This window comes from Chania multitudinisentens RB-25, assembly GCF_000520015.2.
In the GTDB taxonomy this organism is placed as follows: domain Bacteria; phylum Pseudomonadota; class Gammaproteobacteria; order Enterobacterales; family Enterobacteriaceae; genus Chania; species Chania multitudinisentens.
On sequence record NZ_CP007044.2, the window covers coordinates 2,241,356 to 2,262,976 of the forward strand.

Sequence of the window (21,621 nt, forward strand, 5' to 3'; positions counted from 1 at the left end):
CCCTGCTAACTACGCTGGTAAGCTCACTGAGTACTTAATGGATAAGGTTTGGCTTCTCTATCTTCGTTCACCTTCATCACCAGCGCACTCGCAGGGGATGAAGAGGTCATTTCAATTGGCCAACGGCGCGTGGAATTGGCGAGGACATAGCCCAACAAACCGTCAGTGATTTTGGTTTCCTTGGCACCTTGCTGAATACGGACATCACTCAGACGGGCGTGGATCTTGCCATGATTAGTCACTTGCAGCAGGTTTTTCCCTTGCTGTTGCACCAATTGCCAGCTCAGGTGGGGCTGATTGAATGAACCCGCTTTTTGAGCCTGATCATTGCCTGCCGCATTTGGGCTGTGGTTCAGGCCATGGCCGTAAACAAACAGTGGAATGGAGTAACGCATCTGGAATTGAATGCCAGCCCCGTTGGCTTGTTCGGTTGGTGCCGGAATTTCATCGACCAGAATACGATAGGCCGTTTCCTGCGCAGCAGGCGGCTCCGTATTTTTTATCAGGCGAACTAACTGCTTTTTGCCCGGCTCAACCTGCACCAGCGGCGGGCTGACGATCACATGCTGTTGCTCCTGATAACCTTCATTGCCGTCTGCCTGTAACCAGCCCAGTGCCCGAACCTGCATCAATACCGGCTCGGTTCCGTGATTCTCAATCCACAGCGTGGTAGCTTTCTGATCGTTGGTGATGGTGGGGTCTATCGGCCAGATAAGAACCTTACTGGCTTGCACGGTGCCTGCAACAACCAGCAGCAAGCTGCAAATCACCTGTTGTCGCCTCCTTTGTTGATACCACATACTTAGCCTCGCTATGTGCCTACCATGAAAGCGTCACCATCAGGTTATCCGTATAGGTTCCCGCATAAGAATGGCCGTCAAGCGTGAGTTGCCCATAAAGCGGCAACACAATGTTATTCGCATTGGCAAAGGTTATGGGGACCGCCTGATTAACCGGGATCGCTGTATTGGTCGCGCTGTTATAAATATTATAAGGAACCAAATTGGTATTACCGCTGCGCTTCAAATTTCGCCCCGCGTTATAATTGGCCCCACCATCAATACTCATCTGTAGATGGGTGCCCGGAGTACAGAGCAGCGTAATTGTTGCATTCTGTATATAGTTAGCAGTCACTTGGGCGGTAGATGTTCCTGGATAGGAACCGAAGTTAATTGCACCAAATACGCCAGTGTTACTCCCTTGTACTAAACATCCTGCAACAATATTGGCTGATACTTGAAAGGTTTGCGTTGGTAATGCCAGAGATAAGGGGCAAAATAATAATGGTAGCACGCTTATGTATGTATAAATATTCATCATTCATAGTGCCTTGTTATTTTCCCCTCTATAATTCAAGGCAAATCAGTAATCAACCTGTACGTGAATGACGTCGCTATAAGTGTCCGCATAAATACTGGTATTATCGGTTACGCCGATAATACGACCAAAAATAGGATAGATGTCGCCATTGGTTGGGTTTGACGAGCCGGCAGCCGCGAAAGTTGCGTTATTGGCAATGATATCACCAGCAGCAAAGGCTGCCGTATGGGACAGTACGTAGGCTACCCCTTCATTGGTATAGGTATTCCCGACCAGATAACGCGCCGCTGTTGTTGGTACAGTGCCATGTATAGTTCCGCTTGGTGCGCTGTTACTGCCCGTGACTTTTACAGTATAGGTAGAACCGGGGGAGCACTTCACCGTTATGGCGTTATTGGTGCTGTTGGTCAATGAAGCATCGGCAGTGGTAAATGTCTCCGCATTATAGGTACCAAAACTGAGCGACCCTAAACTCAGATTAGATGTGCCTGTATTACCGTTAACAATGCAACCAGACGTAAGAACCAGGGAAGCATTGATGGTTCCGGTTGTGCTACCGGCAAATACAGGATTGACGGTACTTAAAATTAGCCCTATACCCACAAGAAAACCATATTTTTTCATCGTAAATCCTTATTAAAAAGACCAGAATATGATGATGGATCTTTTATTTAATGCAGAAAAAAATAACCTACAAAAATTAAAGTAGAATACTAAATACAGAGTGTCAATGTGTTGGTTTGCTATTTTTTGCATATATAAAAAAGGCATTAATCGAGCGTTTTTTTGTTTTTTTCAAATAAAATGCAAGATTGTTCCTAATCCACGATGGTAAGCTGTGGTTACTACTATGATGCTATGTATCGATGCTGTTGTCGTTAAATCAGGTAAAAAGCTGGTGTTTATCGCATGAATTTATTGTTAGTAATTTATTTATTGAAATTTGTGGGTTTGTAAATTTTTAAATAAAGTTAAATGTTGCTGAAAATATTATTTGGAAATGAGGTTTATATCGTGTTCGATTGTCATAATAATAGGTAACTGTTGATATCCTCTATCGGTCTATTTCTCAATTGTCATTGAGAGGGCTATTTTTATTTAAATACGGGCGTTGATACCCTTGTTATACATGTACCGATGTCGATGATTTTGGAGTGATAATCTCGATTTTCATTACCAGAGAGTATGGCTAGTGCGTAGGTATCGATTTATTAAACGTCATGAAGCCATTAATGTTATACACTGGGCCACTTTTTTCTAAACGATGTTTTAACCTACAGTACAGAGATAGAATGTAGTGTTTTTTAGTGAGATTATACTTATCAATGATATAAACCATAAAAAATCAACGGAAATAAATGCCTATGATGGTGCTATATCAGGATGAACATCTGATCGCCGTAAATAAACCCACAGGTTGGCTGGTACATCGCAGTTGGTTGGATCGTCATGAAACACAGTTTGTGATGCAAACCGTGCGCGACCAGATTGGGCAACACGTTTTTACCGTGCATCGCCTTGATCGCCCTACCTCTGGCGTGCTGCTAATGGCGCTATCTAGTGACGTGGCTCGCGGCTTGTCACAGCAGTTTGAACGGCATGAAGTGCAGAAAGTCTACCATGCAGTAGTACGTGGTTATGTGTTGGCAGGGGGAACGATCGATTATGCGCTGACAGAAGAACTGGATAAGCTGGCAGATAAACAGATAAATCTGAATAAAGCTCCGCAACCTGCGGTGACTCACTACCAGCCACTGGCCACGGTAGAAATGCCGGTGGCGATTGGGCGCTATGCGACTTCACGTTACAGCCTGGTTGAATTGCAACCGGAAACCGGCCGTAAGCATCAGCTGCGCCGCCATATGGCGCATATCCGCCACCCGATCATTGGGGATACCGCCCATGGTGACCTGCGCCAGAACCGTGGGATGGCGCAGCATTTTGCCAGCTCACGCCTGATGCTGCATGCTAGCCATCTGCAATTCCAACATCCGGTTACGGGTAAAAGAGTGCATATTTCTGCGCCGCGGGATTCCTCCTGGCAAGCAGTGATGTCACAATTTGGCTGGCTTGAGGCTATTCCTGAATTTCCAGGTATTGAGTTGCCGCTGGCTGACGCTAACGGTCAGGATAGCTGATTATTTTTAAACGATGCTTACAGCACTTGGCGTTAAAGCTCAGTGGCCCCTATCTTCACGTGCAAAGGGCATCATCAAAGGAGTTGGAGTGATGGTTCAGGTGGGTATTTTTGTCGGGACAGTCTACGGTAATGCATTGTTAGTGGCGGAAGAAGCGGAAAATATCCTTAAAGGACAAGGCCATGAGGTCAAACTGTTTGAGGATGGGGAACTGGAAGCTTGGCAAGGTTACCGTCAACATTATGTGCTGGTGGTAACGTCTACCACAGGGCAGGGGGATTTACCCGACAGTATTGCGCCACTGTTCCAGGCGATCCGCGATCAGGCCGGTTATCAGCCAGAACTGCGTTATGGGCTGATTGCGCTTGGTGACAGCAGCTATGACAATTTCTGCGGTGCCGGGCGTAGCTTTGATGCGTTGTTGCAGGAGGTTGGGGCGACCCGCGTGGGTGATGTATTGGAAATCGATGCGATAGAACACCCTGAACCAGAAGTGGTGTCCTATCCTTGGGTTGAGCAGTGGGGTTCATTGTTGAAATAATAAACTCCGGGTGGGTGTTGATATTTTTTTTCGATTATCAACGGCCATGATTTTTGGTGAGCAACTGTGCGGCGTCGAAATCGGCAAATAGCGTGCAGGCTGGATGCAGACGTAGAATGGAGGCTGGGATAGCTTCCGTCAGTGGCCCTTCCAATGCTTGTTTGAGTATCGGTGCTTTTTTCTCCCCAGTGACCAACAGGAAAATATTTTTGGCCTGCATGATGGTTTTGATCCCTAAAGAGAAATAAGCATCGGGAACGTTTGCTATGTCACCCACTTCGTTGGTCAATACTGCCATCAGCGCCGGATTTTTACGGTCAACCGCTATGCGGCGCGCTTCGCTGTCAAACGAGGTGCCAGGTAGATTGGCGGCGATATGCCCGTCGCTGCCTAACCCCAACAACAGCAGGTCTATTCCGTCATCGCGCAGTATCTGCTGCTCTGCCTGAGAGTAATTGCTGCCGTTTAACGGATGGATACGTTCATCAGGTATTCCGGCAGGTTCAAACAGATGGCGCTGCAAGTGACGGTAAATAACCCCTTTATCATTCTCGAAGGGGTGTAAAGGTATTTCATCCTGAGTGTAATAATGCACATGATGGTATTGCTCGTTATTGTGCAGGTGCGGCGTTAATGCTTGATATAAAACCAGAGGCGTTGAGCCCCCGGTTGGGGCAAAGTTGAAGCGCAAGCGTTCTCGCATGGCGTGTAAAATATCACTGACTATCTGTGTAGTGAGCTGTTCTTGATTGGGGAATAATTCAATTCTCATTAGGTTTTCCTTGTGTGGTTGGGGGAGCCAATTTGATGCAAAAGAGATGTGCGTTGTTGGGAGTGCAGGGCAAAAAAAAACCTAATCCCTTAACCACTTCTGAAGCCACAGCTTAGAAGTATTAAAGAATTAGGTTTTGCCTGCTAAGCAGTAGCAATCCTTTTAATCACTTACTGACCATAACACAGTGTGAATGGTTTAAATGTGAGCCCAGCGGCACGCTGGGCAATCAAGGGTTGTGTACTACTTACCGCGCGTCAGTTTTTCCAGATCGGATTCAATTTCGGCAATTTTGTGGGAAACCACGTTTTCCAGATGACGCAGGTCGTCAAGAATTTTACGTTTCAGATCCACTTCGATCTGATCGCGCTGGCAGAGCTGATCCAATTCGTCGATCACGTAACGCAGGTTCGGGTTAATTTCGTGGATTTCTTTGTAACCTTGGCCAGCATTGTCGGCTACTACGGTTTTGCGCTGGCGCGGGTATTTGAATTTAACGCTTTTGGCAAAGAACTCGCCTTTGTCCTTACGGAAATAAATCTTAAGAATGTCGTTATTGGCCTCCTGACGCAGGCTATAGCGATCGACATCCGCCGGTTGATTGATTCCTAAGCTTTTCAGATTGTCATACATAATCGCGCCACCTTTTTATCGACGTTATCCCATTTATCCTTCAATTGGCAGTAGGGTTGGCTGAGAATTGGTATTCATCAGGGATATTCCACTGCCAGAGAGTATAACGAAAACTGCCGCCAGAGACTGTGACGGTTCGCGTATTGAAGGCAAAAAATAGCGGGTGATTCACCCGCTATTTCAATGTTAGTCGATGGTGCGTAATAACTCATTAATCCCGACCTTACCGCGCGTTTTGGCATCGACTTTCTTCACGATTACCGCACAGTACAGGCTGTATGAGCCATCTTTGGAAGGCAGGTTGCCGGAAACCACCACCGAGCCCGCAGGGACACGGCCATAGTGCACTTCACCGGTTTCGCGGTCATAGATGCGGGTGCTCTGGCCCAGATAAACCCCCATGGAGATCACTGAACCTTCTTCAACGATTACCCCTTCCACCACTTCAGAACGTGCACCGATGAAACAGTTGTCTTCGATAATGGTTGGGTTGGCCTGTAATGGTTCCAATACGCCACCGATGCCGACGCCGCCGGACAGGTGAACGTTTTTACCGATCTGCGCGCAGGAACCCACGGTGGCCCAGGTATCAACCATCGTACCTTCATCTACATAAGCACCGATATTGACGTAAGACGGCATCAGCACGGTATTGCGGGCAATGAATGCCCCTTGGCGTACGCTTGCCGGTGGCACTACGCGGAAGCCTTCTTTTTGGAAACGCGCTTCGTCGTAATCGGCGAATTTCATCGGTACTTTGTCGTAATAACGCGTTTCAGCACCGTCCATGACTTGGTTGTCGTTGATGCGGAAAGAAAGCAGGACGGCTTTTTTCAGCCACTGATGCGTGACCCACTGGCCATCAATTTTCTCAGCGACGCGCAGGGCACCGCTATCCAGCAGGCTGATGACGTGGTTTACCGCTTCACGCGTTACGCGGTCTGCGTTGGCCGGAGTGATATCTGCACGGCGTTCGAAGGCGCTTTCAATAACGTTCTGTAATTGCTGCATGCTGTTTTCTGTCCTGATTTTATCTATAGATATGAAAAATAACCTGTATACCCTAAATAATTCGAGTTGCAGGAAAAAACCTAGCCAACACATCTGCAACCTGAAGTATGACGGGTATATCACATTTTATCGTTTGGGTTGAGTGCCTCTGTCAACCGTTGCTCCAACTTTCTGCGCGTCTCTGGATTCAGAGCGTGTCGATCGCTATCGGCTAAAATAAATAAATCTTCAACCCGTTCGCCGATAGTGGAAATCCGTGCACCATGCAGTGAAAGCCCAAGAGCGGCAAACACTTCACCAACCCGCGCCAGCAGGCCAGGCTGATCGAGAGCGATCAGTTCCAGATAACTGCGGCGATCGGTGTGTGTTGGCAGGAAACTCACCTCGGTTGGTACGCTGAAATGGCGCAGTTTGGAGGATGGACGCCGTACCCGCGGTGGCTGATATTCCCGTTGAGTGATGGCTTGCTCCAGCGCATGACGGATCGCCGTATGGCGATCCTGCGCCAATGGGCTGCCATCGGGCTCCAGCACGATAAAAGTATCCATCGCCATACCATCGCGGTTGGTGAAGATTTGTGCGTCATGCACGCTGAGGTTACGCCGGTCCAGTTCACCTGCGACAGCGGCAAACAGGTAAGGGCGATCCGGGCTCCAGATGAAGATTTCCGTACCGCCACGTGTTGCCTGGCGGCTAACCAGCACCAGCGGCTTACTGAGATCATGCACCAGCAGATGGCGAGCGTGCCACGCCAACTGATTCGGTGAATGGCGCAGGAAGTAGTCAGCGCGGCAACGGCTCCAGATACGGTGCAGAGCTTCTTCGTCGATATTATCCATACGCAACAGGGCCAGCGCCTGTAGGCGGTGATGGCGCACTCGTTCGCGCAGATCCGGGCTGTTCTGCATACCACGGCGCAGTTGTTTTTCCGTAGCGAAGTACAGTTCGCGCAACAGGCTCTGTTTCCAACTGTTCCACAACGTTTCGTTGGTAGCGCAGATATCGGCTACCGTCAGGCAAATGAGATAACGCAGGCGGGTTTCGCTTTGCACTTCACTGCTGAATTGCTGGATAACGGTGGGGTCTTGAATATCGCGCCGCTGGGCAGTGACGGACATCAGCAGATGACAGCGTACCAGCCAGGCGACCAGCTGTGTTTCTCGTGAGTTCAGGCCGTGCAACTCTGCGAATTCCAGAGCGTCTTGCGCACCAAGAATTGAGTGGTCGCCACCGCGCCCTTTGGCGATATCGTGGAACAGTGCTGCCAACAACAGCAACTCAAGGTGTGGCAAACGGGGATATAGTTCAACACACAGTGGATGGTGCGGCCGTGTTGCCTCATCGGCGAAGCTTTCCAGCTTTTGCAGGACGCGGATAGTGTGCTCATCAACGGTATAAGCATGAAACAGGTCAAACTGCATCTGGCCAACAATACTGCCCCATTGCGGCATGTAAGCCCAGAGTACGCTGTGGCGGTGCATGGGCACCAGAGCGCGTGAAACGGCGCCAGGATGGCGCAGGATGGCCATGAACAGGTCGCGGGCTTCGGGAATGGTGCACAGTGGTTGTTGCAGGTGGCGGCGCGCGTGGCGTAGTTGGCGCACCGTGGTGGAGTAGATGCCTTTGATGTCTCGATTACGTACCATCAGGTAAAACATCCGCATGATGGCTTCTGGTTGGCGGATAAACAGCGTTTCGTCACGCAGATCGATCAGATCGCCGCGCAGTTGGAAATCGTCGTTCAGCGAACGGGGTTTTTCTGTGGTATCCAGTGCCAGAATAGCTTCATCAAACAGCTGTAACAGCATATGGTTCAGTTCGCTGGCGCGGCGCGTCATGCGGTAGAAATCTTTCATCATGCGCTCTACCGGCTGGTTGCCTTCCCCTTCGTAACGCAGCAGTTGGGCGACATTGAGTTGGCGATCAAACAGCAGGCGGTTGTCGTAGCGCGGTAACACCAGATGTAACGCAAAACGGATGCGCCACAGAAAGCTTTGACACTCTTTCAGTTCGTTGCGTTCGGCCTGGGTCAGGAAGCCAAAGCCAACCATTTCATCCAGTGAGGTGGCGCCAAAGTGGCGCCGCGCGACCCACAATAAAGTATGAATATCACGCAGGCCGCCGGGGCTGCTTTTGATATCCGGCTCCAGATTATAACTGGTGCCATGGTAACGCTGGTGACGCTCCTGTTGTTCAAGCACTTTGGCGTGGAAGAATTCTGGCGATGGCCAGAAACCATCGCTGAAAATGTGTTTCTGCATTTGTAGGAACAGGGCGACGTCACCGCAAATCATGCGTGATTCAATCAGGTTGGTGGCGACGGTCAGATCGGCCAGCCCTTCCAGCAGGCACTCTTCCAGCGTGCGCACGCTGTGGCCGACTTCCAGCTTCAGATCCCACAGTAAGGTAATGAATTCGCCAACGCGAACCGCCTGTTCCTCACTCAGGCGATGTTGGCTGAGCACCAGCACGTCGATATCGGAAAGCGGGTGCAGCTCGCCACGGCCATAACCACCAACGGCAACCAGTGCGGTTTCTGGGATATCAGCAAAACCATAAAAAACCCACAGGCGGCGTAGGAGCCGGTCAATGAATTCGCTGCGCGCAGCGACCAGGCTTTCGGCGCTGGAACCTGCGTTGAAAGCGGCTGCCAACCACTGCTGGAATTGTTCGAGGTGTTGTTTGAGCGCCACGCAATGGAGCTCTTCATCACTGTAGGCAGTAGGGTAGTCAGGCTGCTCGGGTAATGCCTGCTGCGGAATAACCGGGATGCCCCGCTCATGATGGTTTTCAGACATGATTAGCCGCCCATAAAAAAGCCGGCATCAGCCGGCCAGTGCCAAGAAACGAGACAACCCTTCCTACTGTTGCTCGTGCGTAATGACGTTGGGGATAGTGTCATCCTGGCGCAACGTCATTATCTCGCAGCCGTTATCTGTGACCACAATAGTATGCTCATACTGTGCCGACAAGCTGCGATCTTTGGTTTTTACCGTCCAACCGTCTTTCATAGTGCGGATACGGTAATCACCGGCATTGACCATCGGTTCAATGGTAAAGGCCATACCGGCCTGCAACACCACACCACCATCATCAGCATCGTAATGTAATACTTGAGGTTCTTCGTGGAACACTTCACCAATACCGTGCCCACAATATTCGCGCACCACTGAGAATCTCTCGGCTTCAATATATTGCTGAATTGCTTTACCCAGGCTACGCAGGCGGATACCTGGCTTGACCATTTTCAGTGCCAGATACAGGCTTTCTTGCGTAACACGGCACAAACGTTCGCCCAGGATGGTGGGAGTACCAACGATAAACATTTTTGAGGTATCACCATGGAAACCGTCTTTGATCACGGTGACGTCGATATTGACGATATCGCCGTCTTTCAACACCTTGTCATCACTCGGGATACCGTGGCAGACCACTTCATTCACCGAGATACAGACGGATTTCGGGAAGCCGTGATAACCCAGACAGGCAGAAATGGCCTGCTGTTCGTTGGTGATGTAGTCGTGACAGATTCGATCCAATTCGCCGGTAGTGACGCCTGGTTTGACGTGCGGTTCGATGATTTCCAGCACTTCTGCGGCCAAACGGCCCGCTACGCGCATTTTCTGGATGTCATCAGGTGTTTTTATTGAGATTGCCATTGAAGTTAGTCCGTAGGTGTCTGGTCGTTGACAATATTTTAAGGAAAGGCTTGGGCTTATGGTATCAGCCTGATTTGGGGCTGCCAAATTTGATTTCTGAATGATGGGTAAACGCAACAAATGTTGGTGTCTGGGGCGGGTTTATGGTATAAAGCGCGCCGGCAGATCCGTACTTCAATCCTTAGTGAGCTGTACGGAATAGCCGAGATACTTTAACTGCACTCATATTGTGTAAATAACACACACGTATCGACACATCCGCCGGGGTGCCTAAGATGAGAACATCATTCCTGGGTCGGCGTTATGGGATACGTGGAGGCATAACCCCAATCAATCTATAGAGGTTTAATCATGGCAACTGTTTCCATGCGCGACATGCTCCAGGCTGGTGTACACTTTGGTCACCAGACCCGTTACTGGAACCCGAAAATGAAGCCTTTCATCTTCGGCGCACGTAACAAGGTTCACATCATCAACCTGGAAAAAACCGTACCTATGGTCAACGCAGCGTTGGCTGAACTGACCAAGATCTCTTCCCGTAAAGGTAAGATCCTGTTCGTGGGTACCAAGCGCGCAGCAAGCGAAGCGGTAAAAGAATATGCTAACAACTGCGATCAGTTCTTTGTGAACCATCGCTGGTTGGGCGGCATGCTGACTAACTGGAAAACCGTTCGTCAGTCAATCAAACGTTTGAAAGATCTGGAAATCCAGTCTCAAGATGGCACCTTTGACAAGCTGACCAAGAAAGAAGCGCTGATGCGTACTCGTGAATTGGAAAAGCTGGAGAACTCTTTGGGTGGTATCAAGGACATGGGTGGTCTGCCAGACGCTCTGTTTGTTATTGATGCCGATCACGAACACATCGCGATCAAAGAAGCCAACAACTTGGGTATCCCGGTATTCTCTATCGTTGATACCAACTCCGATCCAGACGGCGTTGACTTCATTATCCCTGGTAACGATGATGCAATCCGTGCAATCAAATTGTATCTGGGTGCCGTTGCTGCCGCCGTCCGTGAAGGTCGTTCTCAAGATCTGGCCGTTCAGGCGGAAGAAAGCTTCGTAGAAGCTGAATAATAAGGTCGAGCCCTTATTAACCAGGTATTGACATATGTTGGTTAGGGGGGCCTATAAAGGCCCCCTTTGCTTATCTGAATGAGAACTGTCTCCACGTGAGATAACCGAGGAAAAAGAAATGGCTGATATTACCGCTGCCCTGGTAAAAGAACTGCGTGAGCGTACTGCCGCTGGCATGATGGAATGTAAAAAAGCGCTGGTTGAATCTAATGGCGACATCGAGCTGGCTATCGAAAACATGCGTAAATCTGGTGCGATCAAAGCGGCGAAAAAAGCAGGCAACGTAGCTGCTGACGGCGTGATCAAGACCAAGATCGCCGGCAACTATAGTATGATTCTGGAAGTTAACTGCCAGACCGACTTTGTGGCTAAAGATGGCGGGTTCCAGGCGTTTGCTGACAAAGTGCTGGATGCGGCTGTTGCAGGCAAAATCACTGACGTTGAAGTGCTGAAAGCGCAGTTCGAAGAAGAACGCGTAGCTCTGGTGGCAAAAATTGGTGAAAACATCAATATCCGTCGTATCGCTTCCCTGGAAGGCGATGTGCTGGGTAGCTACCTGCACGGTGCGCGCATCGGCGTTCTGGTGGCTGCGAAAGGTGCTGACGAAGAGCTGGTTAAACAGTTGGCTATGCACGTTGCAGCAAGCAAGCCTGAATTCGTGAAGCCTGAAGATGTATCTGCTGAAGTGGTAGAGAAAGAGTACCAAGTTCAGTTAGACATCGCTATGCAGTCTGGCAAGCCAAAAGAAATCGCAGAGAAAATGGTTGAAGGCCGCATGAAGAAATTCACTGGCGAAGTCTCTTTGACCGGCCAGCCTTTCGTGATGGACCCAAGCAAAACCGTTGCTCAGCTGTTGAAAGAGCACAATGCTGATGTGACCAACTTCATCCGCTTCGAAGTGGGTGAAGGTATTGAGAAAGTTGAAACTGACTTTGCTGCTGAAGTTGCAGCAATGAGCAAACAGTCTTAATACCTGTTAATGGGGCCGCCGTCAGGCGGTTCCATTTTATCCAGCCAGAGAAATACCCCATGTATTCCAAATTGCAGCAAGTGCAGGTAACCACGCTGCGGTTTGAAAGATGGTGAGTATAATCCGGTGGCGAGCTTTGTGCGTCTATACTCAGCACAGCGCAACGTATCGGCTGAAATCCCCAATACTATTACTGCTTCTTAGGACAGAACACCATGGCAACCAATGCAAAACCCGTTTATCAGCGTATCCTGCTCAAACTGAGTGGTGAAGCCCTGCAAGGTGCAGAAGGTTTTGGTATCGACGCTAGCGTTTTGGATCGCATGGCTCAGGAAGTAAAAGAGCTGGTCGAACTGGGCATCCAAGTCGGTGTAGTGATTGGCGGTGGCAACCTTTTTCGCGGTGCGGGCTTGGCGCAAGCGGGTATGAACCGTGTCGTAGGCGATCACATGGGAATGCTGGCGACCGTGATGAACGGCCTGGCTATGCGTGATGCGTTGCACCGCGCCTATGTGAACGCGCGTTTGATGTCTGCAATTCCATTGAACGGTGTGTGTGATAATTACAGTTGGGCAGAAGCGATCAGCCTGTTACGCAACAATCGCGTGGTGATTTTCTCTGCCGGTACGGGTAACCCATTTTTTACCACGGATTCTGCTGCTTGCCTGCGTGGGATCGAAATTGAAGCTGATGTGGTATTGAAAGCAACGAAAGTGGATGGTGTATACTCCGCTGATCCGGTGAAAAATCCGGATGCAACGCTGTTTGAACAGTTAACTTATCAAGATGTGTTAGAGCGTGAGTTAAAAGTGATGGATCTGGCGGCGTTTACGCTGGCACGTGACCATGGCTTACCTATCCGCGTGTTTAACATGAATAAGCCGGGCGCACTGCGCCGCGTGGTGATGGGTGAGAACGAAGGCACGCTGATCACCAAATAAAGGGTGTTCGGCCAAATTTCGGGGGAGTAGATAACGCCGGGCGTTGTGTGCTTCTATTGAGTAACATTCACGGGCTATATTTGTTATACCCAAGATACTTGGTGTTGCAGGTAGGCGGCAACTGAGCGCATTTCCAGAAGCTTACTCAAGTAAGTGGCTGGGGTGAGTGAAGGCAGTTTGCGATGTTAAGTATGAAGGGTAGGTATTGCCTGCCAAGTAACCAGCTTCCAAGGGTTTGTAACGTGATTAATGAAATCAGAAAAGATGCTGATTCACGCATGGAAAAAAGCGTAGAAGCATTCAAAAACCAAATCAGTAAAATCCGTACCGGCCGGGCTTCTCCAAGCATTCTGGACGGTATCATGGTGGAATACTACGGTTCTGCAACACCGCTGCGCCAGTTGGCTAACGTGACTGTGGAAGACTCCCGTACTCTGGCGATCAACCTGTTTGACCGTTCTCTGGGTTCGGCAGTGGAAAAAGCGATCATGTCATCCGATCTGGGGTTGAATCCAAATTCAGCCGGGAGCGTGATTCGTGTTCCACTACCACCATTAACTGAAGAACGCCGCAAGGATTTGATCAAAGTGGTGCGTGGCGAAGCCGAGCAGGGGCGTGTAGCCGTGCGTAATGTGCGCCGTGATGCCAATGAGAAAGTCAAAGCGTTGTTGAAAGATAAAGAAATCAGTGAAGACGAAGATCGTCGTTCGCAAGACGATATTCAAAAAATGACTGATGCCTATATCAAACAGCTTGATGCTGCATTGGCAGACAAAGAAAAAGAGCTGATGGATTTCTAATCAGCATCGCGCAAAAATAAAGCGTCGCCTGTGCGGCGCTTTATTTTTTGTGGCGTGGATCCCGTATTATCGTACTGAAGGGTCATGGACAAGTAGTGGTTCAGGTTACACACTAAAGCACTTTCGATCTTATCAGGCAGTGATTCAGAGCGAATTCATGAAGCAACTGACTATTCTGGGCTCTACAGGCTCTGTGGGTACCAGCACCCTGGCCGTGGTCAGAGAAAACCCCGATCTTTTTGCGATCAAGGCATTGGTTGCTGGCCGTAATGTTGCGGTGATGGCGCAGCAGTGTATAGAGTTTCGCCCGGCTTATGCATCAATGGCCGATGAAAGCGCGGCGCGTGAGCTACGCACCATCCTGGCGGAAAATGCGGTGAAAACCGAGGTATTGGCGGGTGAACAATCTGCCTGCGAACTGGCCGCATTGAGCGATGTTGATCAAGTAACAGCTGCCATTGTGGGGGCCGCAGGGTTGTTGCCAACCTTGGCCGCCGTGCGTGCAGGTAAGCAGGTATTGCTGGCAAATAAAGAGTCGCTGGTGACCTGTGGCCGCTTGTTCATGGAGGCGGTACAAAAGAGCCAGGCACAGTTATTGCCGCTGGACAGCGAGCACAACGCTATTTTTCAGAGTTTGCCTGAGAGCGTCCAGCGCCAGCTAGGATACGCTTCGCTGGAAGAACATGGCGTCTCGCGCATCGTTCTGACGGGATCTGGCGGGCCATTCCGCACCTTACCTGTGGCGCAGTTTGCGGCGGTGACGCCGGATCAGGCTTGCGCGCATCCTAACTGGTCAATGGGGCGCAAAATTTCGGTAGATTCCGCCACCATGATGAACAAAGGCCTGGAATATATTGAAGCCCGTTGGTTATTTAATGCCTCCGCGGAACAAATGGAGGTGATCCTGCATCCGCAGTCGGTAATTCATTCCATGGTGCGCTATATTGATGGTAGTGTGCTGGCCCAATTGGGAACACCAGACATGCGTACCCCCATTGCTCATGCGATGGCTTATCCGCAGCGTATTCATTCTGGGGTGGCTGCGCTCGATTTTTGTCACATAGGAGCGTTGACGTTCTCTGAACCGGAACCTGAACGTTACCCGTGCCTGCATTTGGCTATTGCAGCCTTTGATGCAGGGCAGGTTGCCACGACGGCGCTCAATGCGGCCAATGAGGTTGCCGTAGCTGCATTTTTGCAAGAACAGATTCGCTTTACTGATATTGCTATGGTGAATCAGAAAGTGGTTGAGCAGTTAACATTGCCGGAACCTGCGTGCGTTGATGCAGTTTTGGATATCGATCGCCAGGCTCGTGAAATCGCTTATGGTGTGACTCGCACGCTGTGTCTTTAAGGGCTAGTGGATTGTCTGATTTTGTTTTTAAATTGTGTATGCTGCCATGGGGTTTGTTTGTTCAGGCTTCGTGTAAGTGGTATAGTCTGCGCCACCTGTGAGCGGTTATACCGTTGAATAATGGCCGGATTGGTACACATCAGCCAATTTTTCCCAGAAATATCTTGGGATGTAAGGCGGGTAGACTGGAAAAGCTGTGTCAGGCACACGGCTTTTTTTGCGCGTCAGGGTCGGATGTTCCAGAAAAGTTGTCTGTTTCTATTGAAGGAATAAGTACGAGTTATGTCGTCTGCAAACCAACAAGAAGCTAATCTACCTCTTCAAGGGCCGCGTCACGTTGCTATTATTATGGATGGCAATGGACGATGGGCTAAACGTCAAGGTAAGTTACGTGTCTTTGGTCATAAAGCAGGGGTGAAATCAGTACGTCGCGCGGTCAGCTTTGCCGCGAGTAATCATCTGGATGCGCTCACGCTGTATGCCTTCAGCAGTGAAAACTGGAATCGCCCGGCGCAAGAAGTTTCAGCTTTGATGGAACTGTTCGTCCGAGCTTTGGATAGCGAAGTAAAAAGTTTACATAAACATAACGTCAGGCTGCGTGTCATTGGCGATATCAGCCGTTTTAGCACGCGTTTGCAGGAACGTATTCATCGTTCTGAACAACTGACGGAAAATAATGATGGTCTAACACTCAATATTGCCGCCAATTACGGTGGCCGTTGGGATATCATCCAAGGAGTGAGGGGTCTGGCCGAGCAAGTGCAGCAGGGTGTGCTGCACCCGGAGCAGATTAGCGAGGAACTGCTGAGTGAACACGTCTGCATGAGTGATTTGTCACCAGTGGATTTAGTAATCCGTACCGGTGGTGAACATCGCATAAGTAACTTCTTGTTGTGGCAAATTGCTTACGCCGAGCTTTACTTTACTGATGTACTCTGGCCTGATTTTGATGAACTTGTCTTTGAAGGTGCGCTGAATGCATTTGCACAACGCGAGCGCCGCTTCGGGGGAACTACACCTATCGGCGTTAATGCGTCCTAGGGGGAACTTTTGCTGAAGCATCGCCTCATAACTGCTCTGATTTTAATTCCGCTGGTTATCGCAGCGCTATTTTTGCTGCCGCCGTTGGGTTTTGCCCTGGTAACACTCGCCGTATGCATGTTGGCTGCCTGGGAATGGGGGCAACTTGCTGGCTTCGCAGCCCGCTCTCAACGTATCTGGCTGGCGATCATATGCGGCTTTCTGCTGGCATTGATGATGCTCAGTGTGCCCGCTTATCACCATTCCGTTCATCCATTGCAAATCAGTGGGCCGCTGTGGCTGTCACTGGTCTGGTGGTTGACCGCGTTATTATTGGTGCTCTTTTATCCTGGTTCCGCTGCATTGTGGCGGAATTCACGCCCACTACGCCTGTTTTTCGGTCTGTTGACCATTGTCCCGTTTTTCTGGGGGATGGTGGCTCTGCGCCAGCTTGGTTATGAACAGAATCCGTTTATCGGTGCCTGGTGGCTGTTGTATGTCATGTTGTTGGTATGGGGAGCTGATTCTGGTGCCTATATCTTTGGCAAACTGTTCGGTAAGCACAAACTGGCACCGAAAGTTTCTCCAGGTAAAACCTGGGAAGGGCTGTTCGGTGGTTTGGTGACTTCGGCCGTTATCTCTTGGCTGTTCGGCCGCTATGTGCCGCTAAATGTAGCTCCGGTGACTTTATTGTTTTGCTCCGTGATGGCGGTGCTGGCTTCGGTATTAGGCGATCTTACGGAAAGTATGTTCAAACGTGAGGCGGGTATCAAGGATAGCGGCCATCTGATACCGGGGCATGGTGGGATACTGGATCGTATCGATAGTTTGACCGCAGCAGTGCCTGTATTTGCTTGCTTGATGCTGTTAGTGTTTTAATCCGTCATTGGCGGGAAATGAAGGGTTTATATGGCCAGCGTGCTCTGGAACTTGGTAGCGTTTGTTATTGCTCTGGGTGTATTGATCACCGTACATGAGTTTGGGCACTTTTGGGTGGCTCGCCGTTGTGGTGTCCGTGTAGAACGCTTTTCCATTGGTTTTGGCCGGGCGCTGTGGCGCCGGACTGACCGTTTGGGCACTGAATTCATTATTGCCATGATCCCTCTGGGCGGCTATGTCAAAATGCTTGACGAACGCGTAGAGACGGTAGCACCAGAGCAACGTCATCAGGCGTTTAACAATAAAACAGTCTGGCAGCGGGCGGCAATTATCAGCGCTGGCCCTATTGCGAACTTTCTGTTTGCCATTCTTGCTTACTGGCTCGTGTTTATCATCGGAGTACCGAGTTTCCGCCCGGTAATCGGCGAAATTGCCCCACAATCAATCGCTGCCAGAGCTGAAATTTCCCCAGGAATGGAACTTAAATCCGTTGGCGGTATCGAAACGCCTGATTGGGAATCAGTTCGGCTGGCGCTGATTACAAAAATCGGTGAAACACAAACTGAGGTTGGCGTAGCTCAGTTCGGCTCTTCACAGGTCATAAGCAAAACTCTGGATCTGCGCAAATGGAGCTTTGAGCCAGATAAAGAAGATCCTGTCCGTTCTCTTGGCCTGATTCCACGTGGTCCGCAGATAGAATCAGTATTGGCGGAAGTGCAGCAGGGTTCCGCAGCGCAAAAGTCGGGTTTACAAGCAGGGGATAGGATCGTTAAAGTCGATGGTCAGTTGCTTGGGCGCTGGTCAACGTTGGTTAAACGTATTCACGATGGCCCAGGAAAACCTCTGGTTTTAGAGGTTGAAAGAAATGGTGTTCCCTTGTCTTTAACACTGATACCAGATACAAAATCGGTGGAAAAAGATAAAATGGTAGGTTTCGCAGGGATCATACCGAAGGTACTGCCGTTGCCTGACGAGTATAAGACGATTCGCCAGTATGGGCCGTTCTCTGCGCTATACCAGGCTGGGGACAAAACTTGGCAACTGATGCGGCTGACGGTCAGTATGCTGGGCAAATTAATCACCGGTGATGTAAAGCTGAACAACCTGAGTGGCCCGATTTCCATTGCACAGGGAGCAGGGGCGTCAGCAGAGGTTGGGTTTGTGTATTATGTGATGTTTCTGGCGTTGATCAGTGTCAACCTGGGGATCATCAACCTATTTCCATTACCAGTATTAGATGGTGGGCATCTCCTCTTCCTGGCGATAGAAAAGCTGAAGGGTGGGCCGGTTTCTGAGCGAGTACAGGACTACAGCTACCGCATTGGTTCAATCGTGTTGGTGCTGCTAATGGGTCTTGCACTTTTCAATGATTTTTCCCGCCTTTAGGGGCGGGGATAGGTTAGGAAGAACGCATAACAACGATGGCGATGAAAAAGTTGCTCATAGCGTCGCTGCTGTTTGGCAGCGCCACCGTATACGGTGCAGACGGGTTCGTGGTGAAAGACATTCATTTCGAAGGCCTGCAACGAGTCGCCGTTGGTGCGGCGTTACTCAATATGCCGGTTCGCGTAGGCGATACCGTCTCTGATGATGATATCAGTAATACCATCCATGCCTTGTTTGCCACTGGCAACTTCGAGGACGTTCGCGTACTGCGCGATGGGGATACGCTGATTGTTCAGGTCAAGGAGCGCCCTACCATTGCCAGCATCACTTTCTCCGGTAACAAATCGGTGAAAGATGACATGCTCAAGCAGAACCTGGAAACCTCTGGCGTTCGGGTTGGTGAAGCACTTGATCGCACCACCTTATCCAGCATTGAAAAAGGGTTGGAAGACTTCTACTACAGCGTCGGTAAATACAGCGCTTCGGTGAAAGCCGTTGTCACGCCGTTGCCGCGTAACCGTGTTGACCTGAAACTGGTGTTCATGGAAGGGGTTTCTGCCACAATTCAACAAATCAACATTGTCGGTAACCATGCCTTCACCAACGATGAGCTGATCTCACGCTTCCAACTGCGTGATGAAGTGCCGTGGTGGAACGTGGTTGGCGATCGTAAATACCAGAAGCAAAAACTGGCGGGTGACCTTGAAATCCTGCGCAGTTTCTATCTGGATCGCGGTTATGCGCGCTTTAACATTGATTCAACCCAAGTCAGCCTGACACCAGATAAAAAAGGTATCTATATCACCATCAATATTACTGAAGGTGAGCAGTATAAGCTTTCCGGTGTGGTGGTGAATGGTAATCTGGCTGGCCACTCGGCGGAAGTTGCACAGTTAACCAAAATAGAGCCAGGTGAATTGTATAGCGGAAGCAAAGTGACCAAAATGGAAGACGACATCAAGAAGATGTTTGGCCGTTATGGTTACGCCTATCCCCGTGTGCAGACTCAGCCTGACATCAACGATACGGATAAAACCGTGAAGTTGAACGTAAACATTGATGCGGGTAACCGTTTCTATGTTCGTCGCATCAAATTCGAAGGTAATGACACCAGCAAAGATTCCGTACTGCGCCGTGAAATGCGCCAGATGGAAGGCGCCTGGCTGGGTAACGATCAGGTTGAGCAGGGGAAAGATCGCCTGAACCGCCTGGGTTACTTTGAAACTGTGGATGTGGAAACTCAGCGTGTACCAGGGACTGCGGATCAGGTTGATGTGACTTACAAAGTCAAAGAGCGTAACACGGGTACGCTGAACTTTGGTATTGGTTACGGTACTGAGAGTGGCATCAGCTTCCAGGCGGGTGTGCAGCAGGATAACTGGCTGGGGACGGGGTACTCTGTTGGTATCAATGGTACCAAAAATGATTATCAGACCTATGCAGAACTGTCGGTCACCAACCCATACTTCACTGTAGATGGTGTCAGCCTGGGTGGGCGCATATTCTATAACGACTTTAAGGCAGATAACGCCGATCTGTCAGATTACACCAACAGTAGTTATGGTGTAGACGGTACGCTGGGCTTCCCAATCAACGAGAACAACTCACTGCGTATCGGGATGGGTTATGTCCATAACTCCCTGTCTCAAATGAAGCCGCAGGTCGCCATGTGGCGTTATCTGGACTCTGTGGGTGAAAACCCGGATTTACTGAATCGTGCGAGTTATACGGCGAATGATTTCCCGCTTAATCTGGGCTGGACCTATAATAATCTGGACCGCGGCTTCTTCCCTACTTCGGGTAACCGTACTACGCTGAACAGTAAAGTGACTATTCCTGGTTCCGACAATGCGTACTATAAATTTACGTTGGATAGTACACAGTATCTTCCTATTGACGAAGACGGGACTTGGGTGGCGTTGGGGCGTGGTCGCATAGGTTATGCTGATGGTCTGGGTGGTAAAGAATTGCCGTTTTACGAGAACTTCTATGCCGGTGGTTCAAGCAGCGTGCGTGGCTTCCAGTCCAATACCATTGGCCCGAAAGCGGTTTACTACAATTCTAATTCGTATACATGCCCGAATGTGTTGAGTAACAACGTGCCTCAGATTATTTGTAATTCTAACGACGCCGTTGGTGGTAATGCCATGGCCGTTGCAAGCTTGGAGCTGATCACACCAACGCCATTCATTAGCGAGAAATATGCGAGTTCAGTGCGTACTTCGGTATTTATTGATGCAGGTACGGTATGGGATACCAAGTGGGAAAACACTGCTCAGACGCGGATGTACGACATTCCTGATTACAGCAAGGCGAGCAATATTCGTGTGTCTGCTGGTTTGGCTGTGCAATGGATGTCGCCGCTGGGGCCACTGGTGTTCTCTTACGCCGATCCGATCAAAAAATACGACGGTGATAAGTCTGAACAATTCCAGTTTAATATTGGTAAAACCTGGTAACAGGTTGTACCGCTGGTCATGACGATTAAAAAACAATCGCAAATGCCAGGCTGACATCAAACGGAGAGGATTATTCTCATTGTTTTATGTGTAATGTCTGGCAAATTGTGTACTTCAAAGTGTCGTATGACACAAATGGGTGATGGTAAGGAGTTTATAGTGAAAAAGTGGTTGTGTGCCGCAGGCCTTGGTTTAGCTATGGCTGCTTCAGCAGGAGTTCAGGCAGCTGACAAGATCGCAGTCGTTAACGTTTCCAGCATTTTCCAGCAGTTGCCAGCACGTGAAACCGTGGCTAAACAACTGGAAAATGAATTTAAAGGCCGAGCAAGTGAACTCCAGGAAATGGAACGCAGTTTGCAGACCAAAATGCAGACTTTACAGCGTGACAGTTCTACCATGAAGGCCAGCGAACGTTCCAAAATGGAAAAAGATGTAATGGCACAGCGCGAACAGTTCTCTCAAAAAGCTCAGGCTTTTGAGCAGGATAACCGTCGTCGTCAGATGGAAGAGCGTAACAAAATCCTGAGCCGTATTCAGGACGCTGTAAAAGCTGTGGCCAGCAAAGAAGGTTATGACGTAGTGATCGATGCTAATGCGGTTGCTTACGTAGGCACTTCTAAAGATATCACTGCTGACGTGCTGAAACAGGTTAAATAACAAC

20 protein-coding genes are annotated in these 21,621 nt (G+C 49.6%); 12 read left to right on the top strand and 8 right to left on the bottom strand.

Going from position 1 to position 21,621, the window contains the following annotated elements:
• Positions 1-23 precede the first annotated feature (23 nt).
• From Z042_RS09825 to Z042_RS09835, 3 genes are read right to left on the bottom strand one after another with little or no spacing between them, the layout of a single operon-like run.
• Positions 24-770 carry a fimbrial biogenesis chaperone gene (locus Z042_RS09825; RefSeq protein WP_236849244.1) on the bottom strand — a complete coding sequence of 249 codons (747 nt, stop codon included), beginning with the start codon at positions 768-770 and terminating at the stop codon, positions 24-26.
• 49 nt (positions 771-819) lie between these two features.
• A complete protein-coding gene (locus Z042_RS09830; protein WP_045784872.1) occupies positions 820-1,317 on the bottom strand; it encodes a Csu type fimbrial protein in 498 nt (165 codons plus the stop codon).
• A 45-nt stretch (positions 1,318-1,362) separates the two neighbouring features.
• On the bottom strand, positions 1,363-1,944 hold the full coding sequence (locus Z042_RS09835; protein WP_024910145.1) for a spore coat protein U domain-containing protein: 582 nt from the start codon (positions 1,942-1,944) through the stop codon (positions 1,363-1,365).
• 740 nt (positions 1,945-2,684) lie between these two features.
• Here Z042_RS09835 and truC point away from each other — a divergent pair.
• Positions 2,685-3,458 carry a tRNA pseudouridine(65) synthase TruC gene (gene truC / locus Z042_RS09840; RefSeq protein WP_024910146.1) on the top strand — a complete coding sequence of 258 codons (774 nt, stop codon included), beginning with the start codon at positions 2,685-2,687 and terminating at the stop codon, positions 3,456-3,458.
• Positions 3,459-3,549: 91 nt separating this feature from the next.
• Positions 3,550-3,999, top strand: a complete 450-nt coding sequence (locus Z042_RS09845; RefSeq protein WP_024910147.1) for a flavodoxin — start codon at positions 3,550-3,552, stop codon at positions 3,997-3,999.
• Positions 4,000-4,036: 37 nt separating this feature from the next.
• On the opposite strand, the gene Z042_RS09850 is transcribed toward Z042_RS09845, so the two are convergent.
• From Z042_RS09850 to map, 5 genes are all read right to left on the bottom strand, one after another.
• A complete protein-coding gene (locus Z042_RS09850; protein ID WP_024910148.1) occupies positions 4,037-4,771 on the bottom strand; it encodes a 6-phosphogluconolactonase in 735 nt (244 codons plus the stop codon).
• A gap of 243 nt (positions 4,772-5,014) precedes the next feature.
• Entirely contained in the window at positions 5,015-5,404 is a 390-nt protein-coding gene (locus Z042_RS09855; RefSeq protein ID WP_024910149.1) for a DUF3461 family protein, read from the bottom strand.
• Positions 5,405-5,590: 186 nt separating this feature from the next.
• Positions 5,591-6,415, bottom strand: a complete 825-nt coding sequence (gene dapD / locus Z042_RS09860) for a 2,3,4,5-tetrahydropyridine-2,6-dicarboxylate N-succinyltransferase (RefSeq protein ID WP_024910150.1) — start codon at positions 6,413-6,415, stop codon at positions 5,591-5,593.
• Positions 6,416-6,534: 119 nt separating this feature from the next.
• Positions 6,535-9,213 (bottom strand): bifunctional uridylyltransferase/uridylyl-removing protein GlnD, encoded by a 2,679-nt coding sequence (gene glnD, locus Z042_RS09865; protein WP_024910151.1) that lies wholly within the window; start codon positions 9,211-9,213, stop codon positions 6,535-6,537.
• Positions 9,214-9,276: 63 nt separating this feature from the next.
• Positions 9,277-10,074, bottom strand: a complete 798-nt coding sequence (gene map, locus Z042_RS09870; RefSeq protein ID WP_024910152.1) for a type I methionyl aminopeptidase — start codon at positions 10,072-10,074, stop codon at positions 9,277-9,279.
• A 351-nt stretch (positions 10,075-10,425) separates the two neighbouring features.
• On the opposite strand from map, the gene rpsB reads away from it, so the two are divergent.
• From rpsB to skp, 10 genes are all read left to right on the top strand, one after another.
• Positions 10,426-11,151, top strand: a complete 726-nt coding sequence (gene rpsB, locus Z042_RS09875) for a 30S ribosomal protein S2 (RefSeq protein ID WP_024910153.1) — start codon at positions 10,426-10,428, stop codon at positions 11,149-11,151.
• 118 nt (positions 11,152-11,269) lie between these two features.
• Positions 11,270-12,121, top strand: coding sequence for a translation elongation factor Ts (gene tsf, locus Z042_RS09880; RefSeq protein WP_024910154.1), 852 nt, complete (start codon positions 11,270-11,272; stop codon positions 12,119-12,121).
• A gap of 215 nt (positions 12,122-12,336) precedes the next feature.
• On the top strand, positions 12,337-13,062 hold the full coding sequence (pyrH, locus tag Z042_RS09885; protein WP_024910155.1) for a UMP kinase: 726 nt from the start codon (positions 12,337-12,339) through the stop codon (positions 13,060-13,062).
• 242 nt (positions 13,063-13,304) lie between these two features.
• Entirely contained in the window at positions 13,305-13,862 is a 558-nt protein-coding gene (frr, locus tag Z042_RS09890) for a ribosome recycling factor (RefSeq protein ID WP_024910156.1), read from the top strand.
• Positions 13,863-14,019: 157 nt separating this feature from the next.
• Entirely contained in the window at positions 14,020-15,216 is a 1,197-nt protein-coding gene (gene ispC / locus Z042_RS09895; RefSeq protein ID WP_024910157.1) for a 1-deoxy-D-xylulose-5-phosphate reductoisomerase, read from the top strand.
• 282 nt (positions 15,217-15,498) lie between these two features.
• Positions 15,499-16,257 carry a (2E,6E)-farnesyl-diphosphate-specific ditrans,polycis-undecaprenyl-diphosphate synthase gene (gene ispU / locus Z042_RS09900; protein WP_024910158.1) on the top strand — a complete coding sequence of 253 codons (759 nt, stop codon included), beginning with the start codon at positions 15,499-15,501 and terminating at the stop codon, positions 16,255-16,257.
• 9 nt (positions 16,258-16,266) lie between these two features.
• Positions 16,267-17,115, top strand: coding sequence for a phosphatidate cytidylyltransferase (gene cdsA / locus Z042_RS09905; protein WP_024910159.1), 849 nt, complete (start codon positions 16,267-16,269; stop codon positions 17,113-17,115).
• 30 nt (positions 17,116-17,145) lie between these two features.
• Positions 17,146-18,501 carry a sigma E protease regulator RseP gene (gene rseP / locus Z042_RS09910; RefSeq protein WP_024910160.1) on the top strand — a complete coding sequence of 452 codons (1,356 nt, stop codon included), beginning with the start codon at positions 17,146-17,148 and terminating at the stop codon, positions 18,499-18,501.
• A 35-nt stretch (positions 18,502-18,536) separates the two neighbouring features.
• Positions 18,537-20,960, top strand: a complete 2,424-nt coding sequence (bamA, locus tag Z042_RS09915; RefSeq protein WP_024910161.1) for an outer membrane protein assembly factor BamA — start codon at positions 18,537-18,539, stop codon at positions 20,958-20,960.
• 159 nt (positions 20,961-21,119) lie between these two features.
• Positions 21,120-21,617, top strand: coding sequence for a molecular chaperone Skp (gene skp / locus Z042_RS09920; protein ID WP_024910162.1), 498 nt, complete (start codon positions 21,120-21,122; stop codon positions 21,615-21,617).
• The last annotated feature ends 4 nt before the right edge of the window (positions 21,618-21,621 follow it).